This window comes from Methylicorpusculum oleiharenae (assembly GCF_009828925.2).
GTDB classification, from domain to species: Bacteria; Pseudomonadota; Gammaproteobacteria; order Methylococcales; family Methylomonadaceae; genus Methylicorpusculum; species Methylicorpusculum oleiharenae.
Window position 1 is genome coordinate 380,012 of sequence record NZ_WUTY02000002.1, and the last position, 24,615, is coordinate 404,626.

At 47.4% G+C, this 24,615-nt stretch carries 18 protein-coding genes; 9 read left to right on the forward strand and 9 right to left on the reverse strand.

Annotated features, from left to right (window positions below; all coding sequences use genetic code 11):
* Position 1 precedes the first annotated feature (1 nt).
* The 3 genes from GO003_RS25125 to GO003_RS25135 form a co-directional block, all read right to left on the reverse strand.
* A complete protein-coding gene (locus GO003_RS25125; RefSeq protein ID WP_159657521.1) occupies positions 2-718 on the reverse strand; it encodes a PH domain-containing protein in 717 nt (238 codons plus the stop codon).
* Positions 718-2,067 (reverse strand): ATP-binding protein, encoded by a 1,350-nt coding sequence (locus GO003_RS25130; RefSeq protein WP_159657519.1) that lies wholly within the window; start codon positions 2,065-2,067, stop codon positions 718-720. The genes GO003_RS25125 and GO003_RS25130 overlap by 1 nt, the downstream gene beginning before the upstream one ends.
* A gap of 172 nt (positions 2,068-2,239) precedes the next feature.
* Positions 2,240-4,684 (reverse strand): MBOAT family O-acyltransferase, encoded by a 2,445-nt coding sequence (locus GO003_RS25135; RefSeq protein ID WP_159657517.1) that lies wholly within the window; start codon positions 4,682-4,684, stop codon positions 2,240-2,242.
* Positions 4,685-4,696: 12 nt separating this feature from the next.
* Here GO003_RS25135 and GO003_RS25140 point away from each other — a divergent pair, with 12 nt between their 5' ends.
* Positions 4,697-4,987 (forward strand): hypothetical protein, encoded by a 291-nt coding sequence (locus tag GO003_RS25140; RefSeq protein WP_159657515.1) that lies wholly within the window; start codon positions 4,697-4,699, stop codon positions 4,985-4,987.
* Between the two features lie 423 nt (positions 4,988-5,410).
* Here the strand turns inward: GO003_RS25140 and GO003_RS25145 are convergent, their stop codons facing one another.
* From GO003_RS25145 to GO003_RS25160, 4 genes are all read right to left on the reverse strand, one after another.
* Complete coding sequence (locus GO003_RS25145) at positions 5,411-6,382, reverse strand: AcrVA2 family anti-CRISPR protein (protein WP_159657513.1); 972 nt, start codon at positions 6,380-6,382, stop codon at positions 5,411-5,413.
* A 183-nt stretch (positions 6,383-6,565) separates the two neighbouring features.
* Positions 6,566-7,639 (reverse strand): DNA polymerase III subunit beta, encoded by a 1,074-nt coding sequence (dnaN, locus tag GO003_RS25150; protein ID WP_331001678.1) that lies wholly within the window; start codon positions 7,637-7,639, stop codon positions 6,566-6,568.
* 279 nt (positions 7,640-7,918) lie between these two features.
* Positions 7,919-11,377: a YhaN family protein gene (locus GO003_RS25155; protein ID WP_231089281.1), complete on the reverse strand. Its 3,459-nt coding sequence runs from the start codon at positions 11,375-11,377 to the stop codon at positions 7,919-7,921.
* Between the two features lie 7 nt (positions 11,378-11,384).
* On the reverse strand, positions 11,385-12,641 hold the full coding sequence (locus tag GO003_RS25160) for a metallophosphoesterase family protein (RefSeq protein ID WP_231089282.1): 1,257 nt from the start codon (positions 12,639-12,641) through the stop codon (positions 11,385-11,387).
* 210 nt (positions 12,642-12,851) lie between these two features.
* On the opposite strand from GO003_RS25160, the gene GO003_RS25165 reads away from it, so the two are divergent.
* The 5 genes from GO003_RS25165 to GO003_RS25185 are packed head-to-tail and all read left to right on the forward strand — an operon-like array spanning position 12,852 to position 19,210.
* Positions 12,852-13,739 carry a helix-turn-helix transcriptional regulator gene (locus tag GO003_RS25165; protein WP_159658564.1) on the forward strand — a complete coding sequence of 296 codons (888 nt, stop codon included), beginning with the start codon at positions 12,852-12,854 and terminating at the stop codon, positions 13,737-13,739.
* Positions 13,736-14,980 carry a hypothetical protein gene (locus GO003_RS25170; RefSeq protein WP_159658563.1) on the forward strand — a complete coding sequence of 415 codons (1,245 nt, stop codon included), beginning with the start codon at positions 13,736-13,738 and terminating at the stop codon, positions 14,978-14,980. The genes GO003_RS25165 and GO003_RS25170 overlap by 4 nt, the downstream gene beginning before the upstream one ends.
* Positions 14,977-15,534 carry a condensin complex protein MksE gene (locus tag GO003_RS25175; protein WP_159658562.1) on the forward strand — a complete coding sequence of 186 codons (558 nt, stop codon included), beginning with the start codon at positions 14,977-14,979 and terminating at the stop codon, positions 15,532-15,534. Before GO003_RS25170 ends, GO003_RS25175 begins: the two co-directional genes overlap by 4 nt.
* Positions 15,531-18,338 (forward strand): coiled-coil domain-containing protein, encoded by a 2,808-nt coding sequence (locus tag GO003_RS25180; RefSeq protein WP_159658561.1) that lies wholly within the window; start codon positions 15,531-15,533, stop codon positions 18,336-18,338. The genes GO003_RS25175 and GO003_RS25180 overlap by 4 nt, the downstream gene beginning before the upstream one ends.
* Positions 18,335-19,210: a hypothetical protein gene (locus tag GO003_RS25185; RefSeq protein WP_159658560.1), complete on the forward strand. Its 876-nt coding sequence runs from the start codon at positions 18,335-18,337 to the stop codon at positions 19,208-19,210. The genes GO003_RS25180 and GO003_RS25185 overlap by 4 nt, the downstream gene beginning before the upstream one ends.
* A gap of 331 nt (positions 19,211-19,541) precedes the next feature.
* Here GO003_RS25185 and GO003_RS25190 read toward each other — a convergent pair whose 3' ends face one another.
* The gene (locus GO003_RS25190) at positions 19,542-21,197 is read right to left on the reverse strand and encodes a protein adenylyltransferase SelO (protein WP_231089283.1); all 1,656 of its coding nucleotides are present in this window, start codon (positions 21,195-21,197) and stop codon (positions 19,542-19,544) included.
* A 1,063-nt stretch (positions 21,198-22,260) separates the two neighbouring features.
* Here GO003_RS25190 and GO003_RS25195 point away from each other — a divergent pair.
* From GO003_RS25195 to GO003_RS25205, 3 genes are all read left to right on the forward strand, one after another.
* Entirely contained in the window at positions 22,261-22,791 is a 531-nt protein-coding gene (locus GO003_RS25195; protein WP_159651862.1) for a winged helix-turn-helix domain-containing protein, read from the forward strand.
* 10 nt (positions 22,792-22,801) lie between these two features.
* Entirely contained in the window at positions 22,802-23,254 is a 453-nt protein-coding gene (locus tag GO003_RS25200) for a transposase (protein ID WP_159651864.1), read from the forward strand.
* A gap of 371 nt (positions 23,255-23,625) precedes the next feature.
* Entirely contained in the window at positions 23,626-24,054 is a 429-nt protein-coding gene (locus GO003_RS25205; protein WP_159651866.1) for an HMA2 domain-containing protein, read from the forward strand.
* On the opposite strand, the gene GO003_RS25210 is transcribed toward GO003_RS25205, so the two are convergent.
* Complete coding sequence (locus GO003_RS25210) at positions 24,046-24,612, reverse strand: hypothetical protein (protein ID WP_159651868.1); 567 nt, start codon at positions 24,610-24,612, stop codon at positions 24,046-24,048. The two genes, GO003_RS25205 and GO003_RS25210, sit on opposite strands and share 9 nt — an antisense overlap.
* Positions 24,613-24,615: the final 3 nt, after the last annotated feature.

The following is a 24,615-nucleotide window of genomic DNA, read 5'->3' on the forward strand; positions in this document are numbered from 1 at the left end:
ATTAACCGTGATCTCTGATGTAATCGTCGATCATGCGCTGAATACTTCGCCTTATCGATACCGGGTCAATCATGTTTTTAAATTCAATATCTACAGTTCCATACTTGCCGCTCTTCCCGGTCGTGCCGGCAGAATCCAAACGTAGGGTACCGATTCCTAATAATCTATCTAAAATCCCCTGATGAACCCCAATGGTCTTGATGTCACTAAACCGAATTTGGACCTGGGTTTGAGCAATAATTCCTTTTTTGAGAATTAATCCGTCGTCGTCGATATAGAGTTTTGCGGCAAAATAGCTGTATATAAATCTCAATCCGTAAAGAATTAACAAGATTCCGCTGATTCCTATGACCTCCCCAAAACTCTTCAAGTCAAACCCTGTCGGAATGTTTTCTATTTCTAATAAAGAAACCACTAAACTAACAACCGTGTAGGGCCTTAAAAATATCAGGATTCCTATCAGGATTTGGAAATAATTGGGAATGAATCCTCGCCACGCTTGACGAAAATCATTATTTTTTAAACGGCCATCTTTATTTTCAATTTTCGAAGTATCTTGATTGGATCCAACTTTTTTAGCTGTGAAACCAAGCTGGTTATCAGCCATGACCGAGTATTTTTTCCCTGTCTCTCGTGCGAGCAGTTCACACATATCCAGTGCGTCATCAAAACTCGCAAAGGAATTCATTCTCAAATTGATAGCGTTATTTCTGGCCATTATTGTTTTCCTGCTTGAGATTTTGATGTTGGCAGTCGAACCATCGTGAATCTTGATTTCGTCTCGCCTTTATTACTCATTTGTACGCCAATGACGTAAAACGGTTTGATGTACTGCATCAGCTTCGATTCGATTTTCAGCTTCCGTATCAAGTTGTCCCAATACATTTGGTCAACGCCAAGCACCACCTTGGTCGCAACATTGGAAAAAAAGTCTTCGGAAAAATGCGTCGGCGATTGACTTGCGCAGACCAAGCCAAGCCCAAATTTGCGGCCTTCTTTTGCAATGGTGTTCAGAATGTTGTTCTCATCGTCTCTAAAGAACAAGTGTGCCTCATCGATGATCATGACATCCCTAAGCAATCCCTCTTCTTCTCTTCGAACAGGGCCTCTTTCGAGTGACGATGAAAAGATTTCTTGAAGCCTAAATTCGACAAACATTCGTTTTTCATCTTCACGCAGTGCTGTGATGTCGTAGTGCCAGACCGGATTGGATCGGTCAAATGGAGGGCTTTGGTTCTTGAAAATCCCACTGGCTTTGAGATTGTCGAAACGCTCTACCACGGACTTTAGAACTTCCTTGGATTCATATTTAATGAAGTCCTCCAGTTCCTTGCCGGTTTCAAGGTTTTGGATGTAATCCTTATAGGCTTTGCTTGCCTTTTGACGCAGATCCATCGCTTTCTCGAGCAGTTCTTCATCCGGTTTTGCACCCGGCGCTGAAACCTGTTTCGATATTTTGTAAAGCTTACTGGTGATCTTGTTGAGTTCCTCCAAGGCTCTCCCTGCCTTGGTGTCACTGCCAATGATAAGTTGTTTGAGCTTGATAAAAGCATACCGGCAGGCGTCATCCATGGTTGGGTAGCGCTTTGGATACTTACGATCAAAGCCGTCGTTCAGCACCCATGACTTGTAGTTGTCAGCAAAAAACCCATGAGCGGCATACAGGTCTGTGATCAAATGCCGCATGACCGCTTCTTGTCTTGAGCCGATTGGACGGCATCCGTTAATCGTCGCAATGAAATCCTGCGTGCGTTTCCTAACACCGCCGAAATGCCGGTCAGAACTGACTGCGAATGGATTTAAACCGTATTCAGTGGATTCTGAGAATCTGACTGAAGAAGCGCCTGGTAAGTCGATATCGCCATGCACGTCCATAATATGAATTCTGGGCGCCGGTGAGAAACGACGAGCTTGCTGTATAAAGCGTCTTAAAAACGTGGTTTTGCCCATGCCGGTTTTACCCATGACCAACATATGGGCGTTGACCAGGCAATCAAAATCGCAAAATACCGGTGTTGTTTGATTTTTTGACAAGAGGTAATCATCTTGTCCCAGCTCGATTTTCATAGAAGCACCATGAACCATGCCGGATTGCAACTCTTTGTGGCCCACTGCTCATCCTGATGCCATCCGGATTTTGGTTTTAAAAGTTAAGATTAATAGAATCTTACGAAAAACCTTTTCTCTTCATCGCGGTGAAAGACGCGGTTTTTCGGCCTCTTTAGATGAAATCGTTCGTCTATCTCAATGCGCAATTAATCACCGTCTCAGACTCGACATCCCTAAAGTGCTTATAGTCATAAAAGCGCTGATTCGCGTTTTGATCAGTTGCTAACAAATGCGTGCAATCGCTTATATTCTTTTGTCTTGTCAGTTTGGCAATTTTTGTCCGGAACGCCTCGAGGCGATCCTCACCGTACGCTTTCATGACATGAGGATGTAACGGATTCAAGTAAAATCTGGCATCCACCTTTTCGTCGTCAAGCCACTTGACCAATGCTTCAAAATCATCAAATCGTGACTTGATCCATGGCGGAGCATTAGCGGGTTTGGCGTTTACTGGAAATTGCTTGTTAATGAAGGCGGCTTGATCCCGCGCTATTTCTTGGTCGTAGCGATCTAAAAAGTAACGTCCATCACCGTCAATAGCGTATCTCACCGAATGCATTCCTTTCGCTTCATTAAGCAGTCTGCCCAATCCTTCCGATAAGCTCGATGCGAACAAGTAATCAAAAATGACACGCTGTTTCGTTTCGCCACCGGCTTCTGGATGAAGTCTGTAGGCGGGCCCATACGACTTGATATCGGTAAATGCGATAGGCTCCAAACCATAGACCACTGTTTTTATCGGCACGCCTTTGCGCTTCAATGCTTTTAATGTGGCCAAGATTTCTTCAGGCTTCGCCGCCAGAAAAGCAAGATTGTAGAAAGTCCTCCCCGGAAAACGCTTGTTCAGCAGTTCAGGGTCGACTAAACCCATAATGGATGATCCAACAATAAACGCGTCACGTTGTGGCGACTTTTTCACAGTTCGTTCGACTGGTAGTTCTCTGTTAATGGTTGAAACAATCGCTTCTGCAGAATCCGGAGATCTTTCTTTCGCGTCACGTAATAGATATTCAACCTTCAGGTAACGCTCGTTGGTGGTTGATGAGGTGTATCGACGCCCCATTGAATATTCCGTCTTGAAAATCTGATACGGATTGACGATCACGTTCCAGACAGGCAAACACCAAGCTGCAACACCGCCTGTTAATAGCGCGGCTTTCCAGAACGAATCAAAACTGCCAATAGATAAAGCTTTCATGAGAACCTGACATCCAAATGCTGGAAAAAAAAGGGCTGTGAACAAGGCTAGATTTTTCCCGTTTGCCTCAAGCAGCTGTGCTTCTTTTTGAGCGTTCGCATAGGCCATGCAAACGGTTAGCAGAATTGCGGCCTGAATCACTTCTATACCCGTGACCAGACTCGTCTGGGTACATGTTTGGCAAAATCCTGAAATCATGCTCGGTAGTGCAATTCCGTTTAGACCTAGCATTCCTTTCCAGATAGAAAGCGCTTGCTCAAGCGATTCAGCTCTAAAAACCACCCAAGCGAGGGTGACTGAAATAAATGTCACTGCCATAGCGAGGTTGTCCGGCAATTCAATTTTTAATGTCTGCCAAATACGATGCACCCCGATGAACATACCCTGGAGAATCCCCCAAAGAATAAAAGTCCATGCGGCGCCATGCCAGAGCCCACCAATGGTCATTGTGACAGCGGCTGCTAAAATGCCCTTGAAGAGGCCATTCCTATTGCCACCCAAGGGAATGTAAAGATAGTCTCGTAGGAACCTTGATAAGGTCATGTGCCACCGTTTCCAGAATTCGGCAATGCTTACCGATTGGTAAGGGGAATTGAAGTTTTGTGGCAATAGGATTCCGAACATAAGCCCGATCCCAATCGCCATGTCCGAGTATCCAGAAAAGTCGAAATATATTTGCAAGCCATAACCAACAGCTGCTACCCAGGACTCGAAAAACTGCAAAACCGCATCCGCGGCGAACAGTGGATCGACCTTTTCGGCGACACGGTCAGCAATTACAGATTTTTTGAATAGCCCGACAGCAAACAGGAACAAGCCTTGCGAAAATTGCTGTGCGTTGAAGTTCACCCGATCTTTCAATTGCGGCATTACATCGGAGTAATGAAGGATTGGACCTGCGATCAAATGCGGATAAAACGAAATGGAGAACGCGAACCGTCTCAGGTTGAAATCTTCAACATAGCCCTTGTAACAATCCACCAGGTAAGCGATCACTTGGAAGGTAAAAAATGAGATTCCGAGAGGCAACACTAAATGCATAACCGGCACATCGTTAGCCGTTGCCGCGTTCCAGTTTTCGATGAAGAAGTCTGAGTATTTGAAGTAGCCCAACAGCCCAACGTTGAACAAAAGTCCAGCAATCAGTAGCTTTTTGGACTTTGTTTGAGAAATCCTTTGCCCTACATAAAAATTTGCTACTGCGTTCCCGATAAGGAGTGGGACATATCGCGTATCCCACCAGCCATAGAAATAGATCGAGCAGAGAATGACGAACAACTGCGCATCATGCTCTCGTTCGAGTTTCTGCAGCAACCACCAGGTTGCAATGGAAAAAGGGAGGAAGAAATAAATGAATTCAGGTGAGTTGAATAGCATGTTTGAATCCAAATGATTGAAATCTGCATACTACTCATTGCACAATCACCTCATGGCACCGAAAGATCGCCTAAAAACGACTCTTTCGACTTTGGCTTTTGGATTTTGGGTAACTTGATACGTGGTTTTTTGCCAAGGGATGTGAATGTGTATTTGGGTATTCGGAATTGGGTGGTGAAAAGCGGTGAAGACCGGGCGATCTTGACGCAACGCCAAGCGGTTTACGAGGCCGCTAAGGCCAAAAACCGGAGCGTTGGAGTCGTAACACCCGAAACTGGGATTGGCAGCCAAAAGGCTGTTTAAATCCTGATAAACCAAACAATAATGCGGCGAAAAAACCGACACTACTGTCCACTAATTTTTAACTGATGCGACAACTACGTTGACATTTACCGCTTCCCTTACCCCTATCAGAGCACAAGGAAGTGTTCGGCCCTTGCCATCCATGGCGACTGGATCTTGGCAACCCCTGCCGAGATGACGATTTTTGACTGAGCTGATGATCTTTATAATCAAGTGGCTTTTTGGGCTCCTGTAAATATCTTCCGTTTGCTTTTGCTCATTTTCTACCTTTCATTTCCCGTCAGGGCATAGCTTAAACTACTTCCGGGATTCCGGGGATCCACTTTACAATGCGACATCAAGGAATAAACTGCGTTATATGGACAACTAATCCGACCCGAATGCGTTCACTGGACATTTGTCGTGCTGTCTACATTATTTTCATTACTCCCGATCACCGCCAACCACCATCGGCATGAGCCATTGGTAATTAAAGCGCCGCTCACCATCTCGTGGCCCCGTCCAGAATCCGTGCCAGTGTCCACGCCTGACATGGGTTTTGACTGAGCGGCCAGTGTCCTTCACGGTTTCCGTGTTCGTTCGCAACAGTTCACCGATTTCCCGACCAACCGACCACACGCGCGGCTTATCGGCTGGAAACCATCGCCAGCCACGCTTAGTTTTTGTCCGCTGTGGGCGTTTGGGTGACGTTCCGGGTTCGCGGTCGTTGTCGATTTCCGGCACATCACTGCAGAGGTACAGCAGCAGCGAAATCAACGGATTGATGCTTGCCGCCAGTTGCTGAACATGATCCTTATTCGGCGCAAAGTCTATGCGGTGTGCTTCGGCTTGACGCACTGCTTCGCTATTGGCGCGATCAATGGCCTCGGTCACAGTCCATGGCCCGAGATGCACGGGAACCGGAATCAGATGCTCATCGGTATCGAGCAATAGCCGCAACTCGCTACGGTACGTATTGATGTCGTATTCCAGATGCGCCCAATAGCCATGCAGCAGGCTTCCCAACCAAGTGAGCCCCGGCGTATTTATATAAATACACCATTCCGGCAGCCGATACAGGACCTCGCTAGGCATGTTGCCAACGACAAGCGTATCAGCCAACGCGGCCATAAAATCGGCATCAAATTGATAAACACCCTGGCTGTAACGCCAAGTACCGATTGCCGCCAGTCGTCCCAAATCGATAGCCAGATGCAGCGGTAATCGGCCGCCAGGGTCGATTTGAACGGCGTTGTCAATGCTGACAATCGCGGCCCAACCGGCCATCGGTATGAAGCACCATGATGGCCAATCAGGCAGATCGCGGCTTTTGCTTTGCCGGAATTCGTCTACAAATTTACTAGTAGAGGGGTATAGTCGCATCGCTGCCACTAGGTGTTCTAAGGGACGAATCATTCCAATAAATCTCCCAGTTTCATAGTTGTGGCTGAAAAAATCACAAAAACTGTCATAGCGTTTTTTTCTTGTAATTGTGTACTCATAGCTATCAGTTATATGATTTTACCCGGATTTCGACTAGTTCGAGACCTGCCTGCCGCTACCATCGATTTGTTAAATTTCCATCAAACAGCTCCTAATTCAAATGCGCATCGGCATCACAAGGTACCAAAACAGAGAATCACTTTGACCCTCAATAAAACAGACGCTGGTATTTTCGGCAACCGTCATCTTGACGTCTTTGCCATCTATATTATTCACCGCATCGAGCATGTATTTTGCGTTGAAGGCTATTGAAATAGGATCGCCGTGATAATCGACAACCAAGTCTTCCTCTGCTTCATCATGCTCTGGGTTATCGGTACTTATCTTCAACGAAGCACTTTTTATGTCAAAGCTCACTCCTTTGTATTTTTCGTTGGAAAGTACCTCAACCCGCTTTATCGAGTCTTTTAACAACCCGCGATCTACGATTATCGGATTCAAAAACAATTGATTCACTATGCGATCAAAATTCGGAAACTTATCAGCCACCAACTTAGAAGAAAAAACAACGTTTTTATATAAAGCCTCAAGGGTGTTTCTCGAAACTCTAATTTCTACATCTTCTTCCAATCCATCAAGTAAACAACTTAATTCTTGAACCGCCTTTTTGGGCACTATGATTTTTGCGTTGACCCCTGTTGACCCAATATCTTCCTTGTACACAGCCAAGCGATTACCATCTGATGCTACTAGCTTGAGCATGGCGTCATTGATAGTCATTTCTATCCCGTTTAGGTAATTCCTCTCACTGTTGAGAGCCATGCAAAAAGCCGTTTTATCAAGGCCGTCTTTCAATTTATCTGCTTTGACATTGAAGCAGGTCTCTGCTTCGGTGTGATTGAATTCCGGAAAATCATCAGCGGATAGCGTGTTCAGTATATAACTACAACTGCCTGACGACAGATTGATCTTGTCACCTTCCAAATCAAAATTGATATCGCTACCGGTAGGTAACAGCCTGCAACTATCCAATACCTTTCGTGCATCTAAAGTTATAGTGCCTTCTACGCGTATATCGTTCAGGTTCAATTGAATGACGATCTTAACTTCAAGATCTGTAGCCGTGATAACCAATTTGCTATCACGACATTGGAGAAGTACATTCGAAAGGATCGTACAGGTCTGCCTTTTATCAATGATGCGAGCTATTTGTTGCAGTGGACCTACTATCTATTCCCGGTTTACAGTGAATTTCATCGGCTTTTCCTTTTGTTCAAAAGACGGTTTAGTCCATTGTATTCGTCCGCAAAATAATGCAAGTCTCATTTATTCGACTGGCTGGTAACCGGAGCGGGTGTCGTTGAATCCCTCCGCCTGTTGAATAGCATCGATAGCGGTTTGTAGGGATTTGACAAAACCTAAGTCGCTGCACGCCAAGAAGCCTGTTTTGATTCAGATCCCTCTAATCGTTCGTTGGTCTCTTCTTGGCAGACACAGCGAAGCTACCCATCACAACCATACAACATTCACTTGTTTGCCAAAAACCTCTTGAACTAGTGGAATCAAGTGGTCATGGTGACTAAGAAAAATAACTTGGGTTTGTTCGGATAATGCCTTAAGTGCTTCAAACCCCGCTTTTGATCGGACATCATCGTAGTTGATAAATAGATCGTCTGCGATGAAGGGCAATGGCATGGCCTGCTCCAAGTGCATTTCCAGGGCCGCTAGTCGTAGTGCCAAGTAAAGCTGATCTCGTGTGCCGTCACTCATGCCAGAAATACCAACCAGCGTGCCATCGGAGCGTAGCCCCTCTAGGACCATGGGCTCCCGTTCAAAATCAAGAATCAGCTTGGTAAATGATCCGGACGTTAATGTCGAAAAGATCGCACCCGCTCGTTGCAACAGGGGTCCCTGCTTTTCTTCTCGATAGCGGTCTATAGACCAACGGAGCAAGCGGCCGGCGGTGAAAACTTTTACATAGCGTTCTGCAACATCCGACATTTGCGCAAGCGCTTCTTGGCGTTGGGCCTCCGCCTGTGTTGCCGCGTCTGATCCACCGATTTCGGACAGAACCCCCAAGGCATTTGCACGGTCAGCCGAAAGAGTCGTTTGCTGCTGCACTGCATCAGCAATTTCATCGTTGATGCGTGTGAGTTCAGCGGCAAGCTGAACCAGGTTGGCTGCATCAATCTCAGCCTCGAGTTGTTCCCGTATAAGACCATCCCCCCCACTGAGAAGAGCGGCCTTAGCCTCTGCCAGCGCGGCATTTAGGCGACGTTGCTCGTCAGATCGGCCAATTGCTTCATTCAACAAAGCCGTGGTGTCGACCCCCGCTTTTTCCATGAGCGGCTTCAAACTCGCCATTGCGGTTTGACTTGATTCCTTGGCTTCCAAGACCTGACTGTTTGCAATTCGCAGGGCTTCTTTAAGCCGACTGCTTTCAGTAAAAGACTCGCGGGCTCGATCTAAACGATTGGCTAACGTTTGAGCAATTTGCTCGGCTGGCTGATCTTTGAGCTCAGCGGCAATGATTTGCGCGAGTCGATTCCCTTCAATAGAAAACTCCTTTAGGTCAGCATTCATGGTGTCGATGCGCTCGACTTGAATCTGCCGCATCTTTTCTAACTTTTCAGCTATTTGCTCGATGAGCTCAAGAGCACCTTCAGTCGTGCCAATATCGCTGTCAGGAGGCAACCCCGTTTTAGCCAGAGTTGTTGACCAAGCTTTAGACCAGCGGCTTTCCTCAGCTTTCGCATTCTCAGTGGCTTGCCTTAACGTCGTCGCCAGTGACTGCGCGGTAAGCAATTGAGCCGATAAAGTTTCGTGCCGAATTTTGGCGCTGTCGGTGGCGTGGATATAGCCTTCGGCCTGAATGCACAGGACAGACAAGCTATCCGTCTCGACCACAGGAAGCCGCGTTTCTTGTAACGCCTTGACGAGATTGAGTCGGGACTGTGCAACTAAACGGCTAAATGAATCAAATTCATCCTGTGCATCTTGATATGCAATACCAGCAGACAGCGCCTTTTCCCGTCTAATAATCCAGGCCCCCATGTCTTCTAAGGGCATGCCGTTTAAACCCATTGACAGTGCTTCCTGCCCCCATCGGTCATCGAACACGTGAAGCTCTGCTTCCCATTGTGCACATTGGTGTTCAATCATTGATAGGCTCTGCTGCTCCCGTTCAAGCAACTGATTCAAGCTTTGGAGTTCGGTTGCTTCTTCGACATCGTCGAGTCGCTTATCGGCAACTTGGTCGGCATGGGTCATTTTCTCTTCAAACGTGTGTCCCTCTCGCTGCAGATCAATTTCACCGGTTTTTATCGCTTCCCAAGACGTATCTCGTTCAGTCCGCGCTTCAATCACCGCCGCTAGTGTCATAGGATGATGGAGCGCTTTAAACTGGGCAATTTGTAGTTCAATTCTGGCAACCTCAGCTGTTTGATTTTTTAGCCTTAATAATTCAGCTTTCCTGTCAGCAATAAGGGATTGCCGCTCTTGGATCAATCGGTTTACTTTTTCTTGGCTAGGCGGCTGCAATGCGATTAACTCAGGCAAAGGCTTTTGCCATTGCCCCAACTCCAACAATAGATTGTCCAAGGCTGACTTCGTCTTGGTCAGCGTAGCTTGGCGCTTTTGGAGGGCTAATTCGGTGTCACCGAATGATTTGGTGTTGGCTAATGCTGCACGTAGCGCGGGTTTGACCTCGCCCATCTGCAACTCAGCCAACTGCTTTGATAGTGTTTCGATTTCAGAACACTTGGTTTTTTCTGCCTGTTCTGCTGCCCGTAGGGTTTGAATAATGCCGCCGCGGTCGCGGACCAGTTGCCTGAGTTCGCGCCGGACCAGCAGTGTTGGCATGCGGTGGGCAATCGCGCTTTCAGAGTCTGGCGCCCAATCCAGCTGGGTGCAGGCTTGACCCACCGCTTGCCAAAGCACGGCTATTTCATTTTTTCGATTGGCGATATCGCGCTCATAGGCGCTGTATTGAAGGCGAAGGTTATCGAGTTTGCTGATGTCGGCAGCCAGTTCAAGTACGACTTCGTCCACATCGATGTTGGATAACGCTTCAGTGATCTTTTCAACTTCGCCAGTGCGCAGTTCTAGACGTTCAAGGGCGATAGCCAGCTCTCGTTCTGCAGTTGCGAGCGTAGCAGCGGCGTCGACAGGCAGTTCTATCACTTCACCCAGTTCAGCGAGTTTATGTTCGTTATCCCTCAGGGTCATCAAAAACGGGGCGAGCCTTCGAATGCGCTCAAGCCGATTACGCTGGCTTTGGAGTTGCTGATGTCGTTCGCGCTCATGACTGAGCGCTTCTTGCAGAGATTCGACCTTACTATTGGCGTCTACCCAGACTTTGGTGCGGACAGTGGCTTCCTTTAACGCGGTGGTCGCCTTGTCGAGCTGATCTGCGGCGATGTAATACTCTCGGTTATTGGCTTTTCGGGGTGCCCAAAGCTTATCCGCCTCGGCGATCAGCGCATCACGAATTTTACCGAGACTGGCAACACCCGCCGCCGACTGAAACAGGATCTGGCCGACGTCGTTCTCGGCATTGAGGATGCTATTGCCTCCGGACACCAAGCGCGTATGGTCAAGACCAAACATTTGATCAAAGAAATGTCTATCCGCACCATCTAAGAACGGTGTCAGCGCGGTATCGGGCAAGACGACATCCTGTGGTGAACGTAGGGTTTGTTTTAGAGCCTTTGCCCGGTGAAAGTCTAACGAACCTGAGGCATTGCTGATGGAGGCACCCAAACGTAGTTCATTAAGCGGATGTAAAAAACTGAGCTGAGAACGCGGCGGGATGCCGAACAACAAATCAACAATGGCGGACCGCAATGTCGACTTGCCGGCCTCATTAGGCCCGACAATTAGATGAAAGTCCTGTTTGGCTACTGGAAACATAACCGAGCGGTCAGAGAATTTGCCGTATTTGATTAAGTCCAAGCGGTTGAATCGCATCGTCAGTTCACTCTACCTTGGCTAAATGAGACAGCAGTCCCGGGCGGACTTCGCGAACCAAGTCCACTAACTCGCCTGAACGGATGGCTTTAAAGTAAGGGACTGAGGTTTGCAACTCTAAGGGAGCTTTATTGACGAGCCCTAAAAGATCGTCTTGCAGGCTCTTAAGGAAATCAGCGTCTGATTCAGCCGCCTGAAGCAGATCCTGCAAATCGGATAAGGCATCGGCTCGTGCTCGCAGCGCCTCACCGTCATCTGCCGAAGCAGTCGCCACCTTGACCTTTTCAATCCAAAGTCGCTCCGTCCCCAGGGTGACTGCCAAAGCCAAGACTTCGGCGCGAAGTTGCGATTCCAGTCCGAAAAGATCACCGTGCGCAGCCGTTTTACCGGTGACGGTGACTCTAACTGCTAAAGGGATGGTCGAGAGGCTACTTTCTACAAGTCCGTCGAGCGCTTTTCCTATCATGAACACTACGTCCGATAGCGATTTGCACTCGGTTGCATCGACCTCAAGACTGGCCCAGCGCAGGACATCGACGAACAGGCGCTGAATGTCATGAATGCCTTCTTCGTCCGCAGTCACAATAACCGCGCCACGCGGTCCGGTCTCCCTGATATGGCGCCCCTGAAGGTTGCCTGGGAAAACCACTGTCGACTCACCTTGCCATATTTGATGTTCATGAACATGACCCAATGCCCAGTAGTGATAGCCCTTGGCATGAAGTTCATCTAAACTGCACGGGGCATAAGTAGCGTGTGCTGCGTTGCCCTCAAGTGCGGTGTGGAGCACGCCAATGTTGAACATGCCTGACACCGGAGACGGGTACCCTGTGACGAGGTTTTCTAAAGTCTCTTTTTCCTTAAAGCTTCGGCCATGCAGGGCAACCTTAAGATCTTCCAGACGAAAAGTGCTGGGTTTGCGGGTGTCGAAGGCAAATACGTTGTCAGGGAGTTGCAGTTTCTTGGTCATTTCACTTTCGGCATCGTGATTGCCGAACAGCAGATAAACCGGAATGCCCGCTTTCTTCAGACGCCCCATTTCTTTACAGAAAAAAATGCCGGTGTTGTGATCCTTCCAAGTGCCATCGTACAGGTCTCCGGCAATCACCATGAAGTCAACCGCTTGCTCAATCGCTTCGGTAACCAGGTTGGTAAAGGCATCGCGAGTCGCCGTGCGCAGCATGTCTACAGGGGCATCAGCATAGGCACTCAATCCCGTTAATGGACTATCTAAGTGTATGTCTGCCGCATGGATAAATTTCACTAATTTTTCCTTTGTTGTTTTGAGACTAGCCTTCCTAGGCAGCTTATAGATTTAATAATATGTTGTCTTGGAAATTCAACCCATCCTAAGCTTTTAAATCCGTTTTTCAGCAAGTGCAGGTGAAATCGCTATGAATGTCGGTATTTTACTTCCTTACAAAATAGTTCGATTATTTTGATATGTCAACTTTCATGACATATAATTCCAACAATGAAAAAGATCTCTAATTTGCAGCCCTCCGGTCAATCTGATATCCCATTAAAATGGGATACCCGGCAACGTCTGGCCTTGATTGAAGCCACCGTATTATGGGAAGGCCGGATAACATCCAGCATATTAATGCAGCAGTTTGGTATTTCCCGGGGCCAGGCTTCCAAGGATTTTTCCTTGTATCACCAATTAGCCGAAGATAATCTGCGTTACGATCTCAATCAGAAAGCCTATGTTGCCAGTGAGTCCTTCACTCCTTGTTTCATGCGCGGCACGGCAGATGAATATTTACGCTTGCTTGAGGCTGGTAATTATCTGGGACAATCTGTCGTGTTGCCCATTACGCCTACAGACATAGGTGGTGAAATACTCCGTCCGCCTCAGCGGAGCTTGGATTTTCAGGTGGTGCGGTTCGTGCATCAAGCCATTCGTGAAAAACGCCAATTAAATATCACCTATCAAGCAATGAACAGTGAACCGAGCGCCTTGACGCTGGAACCGCACAGCTTGATATTTAACGGTTTTCGCTGGCATATTCGCGCTTACAGTGAGACACATCAGGCTTATCGTGATTTTGTTTTAGCCAGATTTTTAAGCGCTCAATTAAAGAGCGAAAAGGCCGTTAATTTTGCTGAGCAGGATATCGAGTGGCAAACCTTTGAAACATTAATTATCGCGCCTCATCCCGATTTATCTGCGACTCAACAAGCACTCATTGCTGATGATTTTGGAATGGAAAACGCTAGCTTAGCGCTGACGGTGAGACGCGCTTTAAGACCTTATTATCTGCGCATGTTGTATCTTGATGGCCGGCCGGAAATCCCCCAAGTGCACCCCATCGTGTGGCTTAACCGGGCTGATTTCGAGCCGGAGTCGCACCGCCTATGATTAACCCACGCAGTCTGATTCGTGCGCTGGATAAACACTGGGAAGTAATCGAGCGCGTTGTCATTCAAAGTCGTGACCAGATAGCCCATGAACGTGACGGGCTTTTGATGCTTCTGGCTAAAGTTTATGTCAATGAAACGACCGAGCAACACATCGAGCGTTTGCAACAGTTAGTCAATGCTGAATTATTGATTGAATTGGCGCACAGCAATTCATTGCAACTCAATGAAAACGTCCGCCAATTTGTTGCTGGCTTGTTACATGAACATGAATTAGGGCTATCTGATATTTTGAAAGTCCGAATTGTTGACATTAAAACGGGTCTGGAACAATTGCAGCAGGCTATGCAGAATCGTGATATGGCAGCTTTACAACAAGGCGCGGTGCGCATCGACAGCCAACTTCGGCAGATCATGCAACAACTCGATCAGGATGCGCATGCTATCCAAGATATTGCTGAACGCGCGAAAGGAAATGATGAACGAATGCCATTGGCTAGACGGTATCGGGAGGTTCTGGAAGCCTATGATCGTTATGTATTACCCATGACTGAATTGATGGATACGGGATCCGGAGGTAATTTTTACCCGCTTTTGGAAGAAGCCGAACACGTTTTGGAAGCTCTGATTCAGCAACTGGCAATTCAAGGTGGCCTGTACAGCCACCAGCTCATGCTGAGACAAGTAGGCTTTCACGTAAGAGATTTACGGCAGACCGGTCTTATTGTATTAAAACAATGCACCAACACCTTGATGCCGCTGAGAGAAGAAATTCGACGCCATAACCAGTTGAGTGCGGCCATTGGACACCTATTGGGGGAGGTGCGTAAAAAAGGCTTACGCCGAACTTTTCCGGCTCAATGTCTGCCGGTTTGGCGTAAAGAGCGCACATTCTCGGTAGCTATCGGGCCTGAATTATTATCGTTAATGGAGCAAGTGCGCCATTATCAGCCTAAAAGCGTTGAATTTCCGGAGTTAATGACGGATGAAACCCTCATTCAACTGGAACAGATTAATGAAGAGGCCATTCGTCGCCATTTTTATCAGAGCCTGCCTTTAGCTGATTTGATGCGATGGCTAACGCAGCATTATGGCCATTATCAGGATGTCACTGTGTTGAGGCTTTATCACAAATTGATCCGTTTACCGGATATTACTGCGACGCCTAATCCAGACGAAACGACCCTTACTCTCAAAGCCGTTTCAATTCGACTTCACAGTCACGCCATTGAGTCCTTATGAATATCGATTTAACCAAGCTTTCTTTGCTCCAGCCTCTGTTTAAGCTTTTGAGTGCGGGTACCCATTTAAACCGATTACAGGATACCGAACTTTGGGTAGAACTGGAGTCTCAACGCGAGCTGTATGAAACCTTATTTGCTGCCTGTGGTTTTACCCTGGTACTCGATGGCCGCGGATTTGCTTATTTTAAAACGGATCAAGCGTCTTCCTATACCGGCAAACTGACCCGTCGCTTGGCATTGTTGTTAATGTTACTGTTTGAATACCAAGCCGATCAAGGCTTGCATTTATTTCAATTTCAACAATGGCGTCTCGATAATGAGCTGATTGATAAGCTTTGGCAGCACTATCACGCGGTCTTGGAAGCGGAAGAATTGACCGGTCAACACCTGTTAAAAGAGATCTTTGACAGTGCTGCCCGCATTGGCTTTCTGGTCAGTGAAGACGGCGAGTACCGACTCCTTCCTGCCGTGCATCGCTACCTGGATTTGTTTGAAGAATTAGCGCAAGCAGAACGGACGGATCACCTTCACTCCGAAGGAGAGCTGCTTTGAGTCTTGCCCACTACGGATTTCAAAAGCTAGTGCTATTAAACAGCGCCGGTTATAGCCGGGCAGAATTGCCGCTGGACGATTCAGTCTCGATCATTGCGCCCAATAATACCGGCAAAACCAGCTTGATTAATGCGCTGCAGTTTTTGCTCATCCTTGATAAGCGGCACATGGATTTTGGCGCACACAGTGTCGAAAACTCAAGACGATTTTATTTTCCGGATAACAGTGCCTATATCTTACTGGAAGTGTTGCTGCCTTCGGGTATGGCGGTGATTGGTTGCGTCGGTAAAGGATTGAGTCATGATTATGAGTATTTCGCCTATCAAGGCAGTCTCGACCTTGAGGATTACCGACTAGAAGACGGTAAGTTAGTTGCCCAACCCAAATTAATGAGTCGCCTGTTCGCATGCGGTAAACCCGCCAAAATTTATCAACAAGCTGATTTACGGGCACTGCTCTATGGTAACCGCCAAAAGCAGCGTTCAGACGACCCGGATTTCACCATTTTTCCGTTAGAATTTAATTCACAGGCAGCGACGTATCAGCGTATTTTGACGCGCACTTTACGCCTTGATCGCTTGGATAGCAGGCAGGTTAAAGATTATATTTTAGAGATCTTCAAAAACGATTTGCAAGATCGCAATGTCGATTTTAAAAGTGAATGGGATAAGTCTTTTGCCGATGTCAATTATGACAAATCTCAATATGATGCGGTGTTCCTCAACCAGGAGCTCATTGCTCGCATGGAAGACAGTCAGCAAATGCGCAGAACCTTAAGAGGCAAGATTATTCTATGGCGGCCTTTGATTGAACAAGGCTTGAATGAATGGGAAGCCTACAACCGCAACACAACGGATGACAACAAGGAACACCTTCGCGCGTTGGACGAGAAAGTCCAGGACCTGGAAACGCGACAGAAAACGATTTATAAAGACCAGGCTGATGTCAAAGTTTTATTAAATGAGCAACAAAGAAGTGAACAGAAATTTCAAGAATTGACCGTTCAATTTGCGTTTGTGAATGACTTAGCGCAACTTGAAACGCAACGGGACGCTTTACAACATCAACGTGACGAGTTAGTGCGTATCATTGGCAATGCCGAACAGCAGCAATCACCGGATGCCATCAAAAGAAACATCGCGAAGCTCACTAAAGAACAAACCGAACTGCACGGTCAGTTGGCCAGCCTTAACGACAATCTCTACCTTCAACTGCAAAAGCTACTGCCGGCAAACAGTTTTGAACTGCTAACCCGGTTATTGGCAAAATCCGTTTTGAGCTTGCCCGTCGCGCAAGGCAATGCTGTTAAGCTGAACGACCCGCATTCATTTCAATCATTTGCCGCAAAACTTGAAGATCGACTGACATCCAACCAGTTGCAACTGCCGGGTTTGGTATTGGATTTGTCGGCATTGGCGCCCAATCTCACCATCAAAACCGCACAAGAACTGGAGATGGAAATCGGCGATTGTGACCGACAGTTGGTTGACTTAAAGCAGTTGTTAAAAACCGTTGAGACATTGTCACAACAACAGCAAAAGCAACACGCATTGGAACAGCAAATTGCTGATCTTGATAAAGATATATCACACTATAAAGAATTTTTATCCCTGCACAGGAGTGCTTCAGAAAGGCTAAAGCTTACACACGAATTGAAAAAGAAACTGCAGGCGCTTGAATTTGAAGAATCCACCTTGGCTGAAAATAAAAAGGCCATTGCCCAGGCTCAAGAAAGCCATAAAACAAAGCTGAAAGAGCTCCAAAGCCAACATCAACGTATCAACACTGCCCGTCAGCAGCGCGTGGATCAGCAGTCGCCGTTTGACTTTTTGGAGCAACTCGCCTTTTTGCCGTGTATGGACGCGGCTGAGTTGACTATGCCGACGCTTGCAGATCGAATCGAGCGCTATAACGCTGATTGCCGACAATTAAGGGAAATCGACAGTGAACTCAACAGTCAGCTGAGTGAATTGCATGGCTACGGTATTAATAAATTTCAACTGCAGGATTCTTCAGAGCTTGAGCTCAATGCCTTGTTTGCCTACACCCTGAACTTAAATCAGGAAAAGGCGGCGATAGAACGAAAAGCCCGTTCGGCTGTAGTGCAAGTGGCAGCTATTTTAAGGGATTTACGAAACAGTCTGGAAACCCTGAAAAGTCGAATGCGCGAATTTAATAACAAAATCAATAAACGCCAACTTTCCGATCTTAAGGTGTTTAAAATCGAACCTCGCGAGGAAGAAGCCTTAGTCAAGGCGATACAAACATTGATTTCGACCTCGGAACAGGTTGACTCGGGAAATTCATTTGATTTGTTCGACCACAACGCGGTGCTGGATGATAAAGCCCTGAATAAGGCTAAAGATACTCTCATAAAGGAAGGCGAAGCCCGAGGCGGATTGCGGGTTGAACATTTGTTCCGCCTGGTTTTTATTATCGCCAAAGAAAATCAAACACCCGCGGAATTCGAAGACATGGACAGTGCCGCATCGAACGGCACGGTTCTAATGGCCAAACTGATTACTGGCTTGGCCATGCTGAATCAAATGCAGGACCCTCGCAAAGCCATCAAAACGGCGTGTTATCTGGACGAAGCCGCATCACTGGATCAACGTAACCAGCGCAATTTGATTGAAATAGCGGCCGGATTTGGTTTTACCCTTATCTTCGCCTCGCCCGAACCGCAAATCACCGCACGCTATTGCGTCCCCATTGGCACCACCAATGGCAAAAACCATATCAGCCGATTAAATTGGCAAATTTTGGAACCTGTTTTAGCGTCAAATTTGGATGAGCGATCATGACCGTTTTATCCGAAGCGCTAAAATGCCTGCTCAACAGTGACCAACCGTTAACCGCCTCTTCGTTTACGCCCAGCCAGCGAACTCATCTGGATCAGTTTTCGCGTGAAACCCGGCTCATAGAACGAAATTCGCAAGGTCGAGGCACAGTTTATAAGGTGATCGACCGACACAGCCTTGTTAGCTATCTACGCCAACTTCACCCGTTGGACGACGAGTCTTTACTGATGGAACTACCGGCACGTAGCCGTAACATCGGTAAAGACCGGAACAGCAAGACCGGTCAGACGAGCCATGAGTCTTGTTATTTGTTGATGAAAGCGTGGGATGCTAATGTGGTGTGGGAGAGTGAAAAGACCATCATGTTTCCTTCGGAACTCACTGAACGCTTTGGCGTTGCAGCCTTACGGATAGGCGCGGGACAGGGTTGGCAGTGCAACAGCCCTCTTTTATTAGTTGAAAATCAGGCGCTGTTTGATCGATGCGATTGGTTACCGTTAAATTTTAAAGGCTGTCTGGCCTATTACGCAGGTCACTTATCAGACCTATTATTACACTGGTTTTCAGCTCAAAAACGATCCGAAAATGTCATTCTATTCCCGGATTATGATGGCATCGGCTTATCCAACTATGTCCGGTTACTGGACGCTCTTCATCCTGAAACGACGCTACACTTTTATTGGCTACCCAATTGGGAAGACAAATTGGTAATTTTTGGTAACTCGGATACGTGGTCAAAAAGTCGAGTTCACTTTGAAAATGCCATTGCAAAACTTAGTGCAAAGAATGCACTCAACGATGATTTTATTAAATTAGCAAGATTGTCACAACACCATGGTAAAGCGTTGGAACAAGAATCAATTTGGTTGCATTGACATCCTCATCGCCCTAAAGAGAAGGTGATTCCTTTCGGAATGATAGTGCGTCGCCGCTTCTCACGGGGTGCTAAAAAATCTCCCTCCTCACAGGGCAATGACTGGACTTTCAGCAGCTTGCTGACTACCATGCCAGTCGCACTTTGGTTCGCGTTGCTCACAAAATCTAACCTTATTCGTTATGTGTTTACTGACAATAATCGTGGCTATATATACGATAAGTAGGGTCCAATCAGTAAGTTCAGATACAACTTTTAGCCATCTTTTATTGATATTAACCTAGCCTTTACAATTAAGTTGTATCTGGCACTACTTTTTCAATTCCAACGAATCACGACGAGCAACTAAGGTGGGACAATCCACCCACCTCAAAGAACTCAGGCGGTTTCAACCTATAGTATTTATCTTCCACGTCCTTCGACTGCTCTTCATATGGCTGCGTCATCACGTCCTGAAGTTCTCGAATTAGAGAATAATTTCCCACAGCTGCTTGCTGATATGCCGGCACAACAAACCACTCTCGCAAAATGTACTTTGGGTTTACAAGCTTCATCTGCCTAGAAGTTTCCTCACTGGAACTGCTGAGAAGTGTTTTCCATTTCGCGAGCCACGCTGCCCAACGCTTATCTATCTCTTTGGGGGTAGTATCATGCGCCGCTTTATTGTAGAAGCTTTTCTTGAGTGAGCCAATGTCGTCGGGTACCGACGAGAGCTCGCGGAAGAAAATAGTGTAATCGACAGGCGTTTGCATCATGAGTGTTCCTAGCTCACTGAGTAGTGCGCTGCAAAGTGCCTTATGAGACGCTGTTTTCAAAGTACTAAGACCCAGCTTGGCGGCCCACATCTTTTCCATTTGCGTTTCCATAACTTTCGAGAATCCACTTTGAATCTCGTCGAGCTTTAGCAAATAGTCCTGATGCGATGCCAGCAACGGCCGCAACGACGAACAAAACATATCGAAATTGCTTTGCGCTGCGTTTGGTTGATTCATGAACGAGAAGTGATGACCGCCTCCCGTCCAAGGCTGATAATGGGGGTTAAACACATCGCAAAAGCCGAAAGGGCCATAATCAAGTGTAAAACCACCGACTGCACAGTTGTCGCTGTTGAAGTTACCTTGGCAGAAGCCGACGCGGATCCAGTTCGCCACCAGTGACGTGAGGCGGCTACGAAACTCGTGTGCCAGCAACATCAATTTATCGGGAGTTGTGAATTGCTTATTGACAACGTCAGCGTACTCACGATCAATCAAGTGCAGCACAATCTTCTCCAGTTCTTCCAGCGCTTTCGGATGTTCGTTTTTACGGGTACGGCGAGCGAAAAGTTCAAGTTGGCCGATGCGAATGAACGACGGCGCGACACGTGTCGATATGGCGACAGCCTCAGATATAAGCATGTCAGGATTCTCCGAGCGCGAACCCTCCGAGTACCACGGTCGCTTAACCTTCTCCGTTTTTGAAACGTACAAACTCAAAGACCGCGATGTCGGCACGCCCAGTGCGTGCATGTGCTCCTGAGCCAAGAACTCGCGGATACTCGACCGCAAGACAGCGCGACCGTCTGCGCCGCGGCAATATGGCGTGCGGCCGCCACCTTTCAGCTGCATCTCCCAGCGTCGACCGTTGATGACGGCCTCAAGTACAGAAACTGCACGACCGTCTCCATATCCGTTGCCAGTTTGGAACGGACACTGCAGGATGTATTCAGTGCCGTAAATGGAAAGTGCGTACCCACTCGCCCAACCGACCTTGCGCATCGGCTCTGGAACCTGAGAGATGTCGCCGGAGAACATGCGGACGAAATCGGAGGACTCTGCCATGCTGTCGGCAAAGCCAAGCTCGGAAAAAAAGTTTTTGCTGTGAGCTACATACTCAGGGTCTATGATTGGAGTCGGCTTGACGGGGACATAATGTCCCGTAAAGACTTGTCGCGGCGCGTGGTCGTCACCGTTTTTTGTCGCGTCAGGGTCACAGTTGAGCGTGTCCATGAGAGAATAGTTTGCCAACTTCGCAAGATCCTGGAGCATCGATATAGTCGAGGAGGCTTTCTGGGGCAGTCGGTTTGTCATAATTGTTTATGCCAAGGCTCGTTAAGATAAATTCCAATACTTTGTATCTGATCCCGTTATTTGTCTAGATATCTGTACTTTCACCAAGTTATAACGATTCAGCTCAGGCGTCTACCTGAGTGGCTTGTATGGTTTCATATCCCTGTTTTTCAAAATTTATTCTTTGCTAAAGTGAAGCCCGTGGACATCAGTAACTAGTTACCGGAGGATTAGTCCGATGCGCGCCAGGTACTTTGATACCGTAAACAAGCCTGGACGCTTCTCCGACCCGATTTTTATTTCGAACAGTCGGATGGGCTTCGAGCCCGAATTTAGCAAGCAAGGAACACTATGACAAACAAAAATGAGAAAACGTGCATCAATGTAGGTAAATTCCAACTGGATATTTATCTGAGGAAGCGCCATAAACATTTTACGGCTATTTGCAGAATGAGGTTGGATTGATGGCCGACAGTCTTGATCGCTGAATTTGATCAACTGGTTGGAATTTGACTTTCGGACATCTCTTGGCTTGGATGATTAGAGATTGATCGTCCTGTTACGGCCAAAACCGGTCGTTGAGGATGCTGGCGAAATTTTCAATCCCTGAGTCCAGCGAATGACAGCTTTTCGGCAAGCAATTTTGCGTGCTCTTTGGCTCGACCCGGCCAAAACCGGCCGTTGAGGATGCCGGCGAAATTTTCGATACCTAAGTTGAGCAAATGACAACTTTTCGGCAAGCAACCTTGACTCGTTTTCGGCTCGACTCGACCGATTTAATACATTTAAGTAGTCAAATTCCAGTGATCACGAGCGGCAGGTTTAGGCTGCTAAGCGGTCTTTTCTGTAAGTTTCCAAAATGTGTTTCCCGATTTGTTTGAATAGGAAATTAACTTTTAGACAGTTTCTTATCAAAAATTGTCTGGCGTTTCTTGCTTACTCCCTTTTGACCGAAAAAACGTCTATCTTTATTTAGTGAGACAGCGAATCAAGGAGGTGTACTATGATCCGCAGGATACGCCTTCAACGCCTAGCTCCGCAAGACCGTGGAGCTTGGCAAAAAGCCTATTACAGTCATCAAAAATTCTGGCAACGCAGACGACTGATTGTCCTGAGAGCGATTTGGGACGGACTGACTCTGGCGGAAGTTTGTCGCCAGTACAAAGTCCGTCGCCAAACCTTGAACGAATGGCTTGACAGCTATTTGCATGGTGGCTTTGATCATTTACTAAGGCGTCAGCCGGTTCACCGGCGGCAGCGACTCTCCGATCAGCAGCAGAAAATTCTGCGCTTCATAGTTCTGCATAAAATGCCGGTCGACTACGGAATAGACCGTTATCAATGGACCGCAGAACGTGTCAGAACTGTGATTGAGGAAAAATGGCACATTTCAGTCAGTTGTGCACGCCTTTATCAATTGTTTGACCGGTGGGGTTTATCTTTGCAAAAAGTTCATCGTGACTATGGACCGACCAATCCCCTCGAACAGGCGAAATTTATCGTCGACTTAAAAAAAAACGGCGCAGATCACTGAACACACAGCCGTGATTGCGCTGGATGAGTTTGCACTACAAAGCCTCCCTGATACCCATTACGCGTGGGCTGAAAAAAACACCAAACCGCGTGTTCAGAGTGATGAACGTCATCGACAAAAAGTGAATGGCTTCCTGATAGTCGATGTGCAACGAGGCGACACGCGGGTGGAGTTCCATGAAAAAAGCCACTCCGAACAAGTCGCAGGTGTCGTAGTGACACTACTGCTAAGTTACCTACAGCAAGGTTATCATCAGATAACGGTGCTGTTCGACAATGCCCGGACCCATGGCAAACGCATGCAGACGGAGGTCAGCCGATTGCTGCAAGAACTCAGTAGTCCGAGTGCGTTAAAAAACTTCATGGTGAGCTATTGGCATACGCCGGTTTATTCACCCCAGCTCAATCCGGCAGAATATGTCATTCATGCCATCAGGCAAAATGCTTTGTATCATGTTCCCTGAAGGCTCAGTTTGGCGGACAAGATTGAGCGGGTACAAGCGCAACTAGCACGCAGTTCTCCGATGAATGACGTGCAAATGCGCAGATTGCTGGACTACATTGCTCGTTACAAAGCTAAACGGTTTTAGAGTCAAAAGGGAGTAGTTAAAGGACTGGTACCTATCTTCCAGTCAGCCAAATCAATTTGGGATAGTTTGTTTTTAATTGCGATGATAGCCGGAGCATAATAAAGTATAGCGCTGCGATCGTAAATACGTATAATTCTTATTAGCGCTTTCCAGGGTCTGCCTGGAAACTTTATTGTTTAATTTTCCATGCATATTGCAGTGGAACTCGTTGGGGCGAACAGTTTGCAACATAAGGCAGAATACAGATGAATAGAATCGTATCTTCGATTCCAGGGCGGATAAGAGTCCGCGACAAACGATTGCGCCATCAGGCACGGCTTGATCAGCTCGAAGCAGAATTAGTCACAATCGATGCCATTATCGAACTGAAAGCCAATGTCGTTGCCGGTAGTGTGGTGATTAATTTTGACTATGACCAAACCGATACCGAAAGCTTGGAAAACAAAATCGAAGCTGCCGTCGATGCCGCATTGGACGCACCCCTGGCACATCAAAAACGTTCGCTGAAAATGCGCGTCAACCGTTATGCCAAGGTCGGCATGTTGGGCAGTCTGGCAACGTCGCTAGCGTTGGCGGCGACCGGTCAGAAACGTGGACATGCTGTGGCTGGCGGTTTGTTCGTGGCTTGCTTGGGAGTGCATTTGACTACCCATCGTAAGTCCCTGTTACGTTGAGTCTGCTAATGGCCTAGTGGCGAGTTCGGCCACTAGCATGACCAACGATTTGGCCAAATCGCGTCCAGCATTTTGCCCGTCCACCGTCTCAGGCAGATAGACTTCCAATCCAAGATAAGTGAAGCGAGGATTGTGCCAGATTTTTTTTGGGATTACGGTATGTGCGTGGGGAAATTCGGATTCGATGCCGAGCGGAACGATGCGCACATCCTGCTTGTGAAAGTCCGGACGCCTATCAATTTCCTGCTCAAGCGCGTCGCGCCACCCCGCACCGGCGCAAATCAAATCGGCACTCGGGCCGGCAGTATCGCAGCCGCTGTGCAAATCCAGCAACACTGAATGGTGACCGAGCACGTAAGGCAGCAATTGCTGATACAAGGCCCGGTGCAGGGTTTGATAATTGAAAGATTGATCCGGCAATGGTCGCCGGCCGGACAGCCCTTCCGGCACGGTTAGCACTTGAATTTGTTGCGGGTCCAGTCCTTTGGCAACCGCACGACCGAAGGCCAATTCTTCGCGGTGGATACCGATGACCAGTAATACCGGTGCGCCTTGCATGAA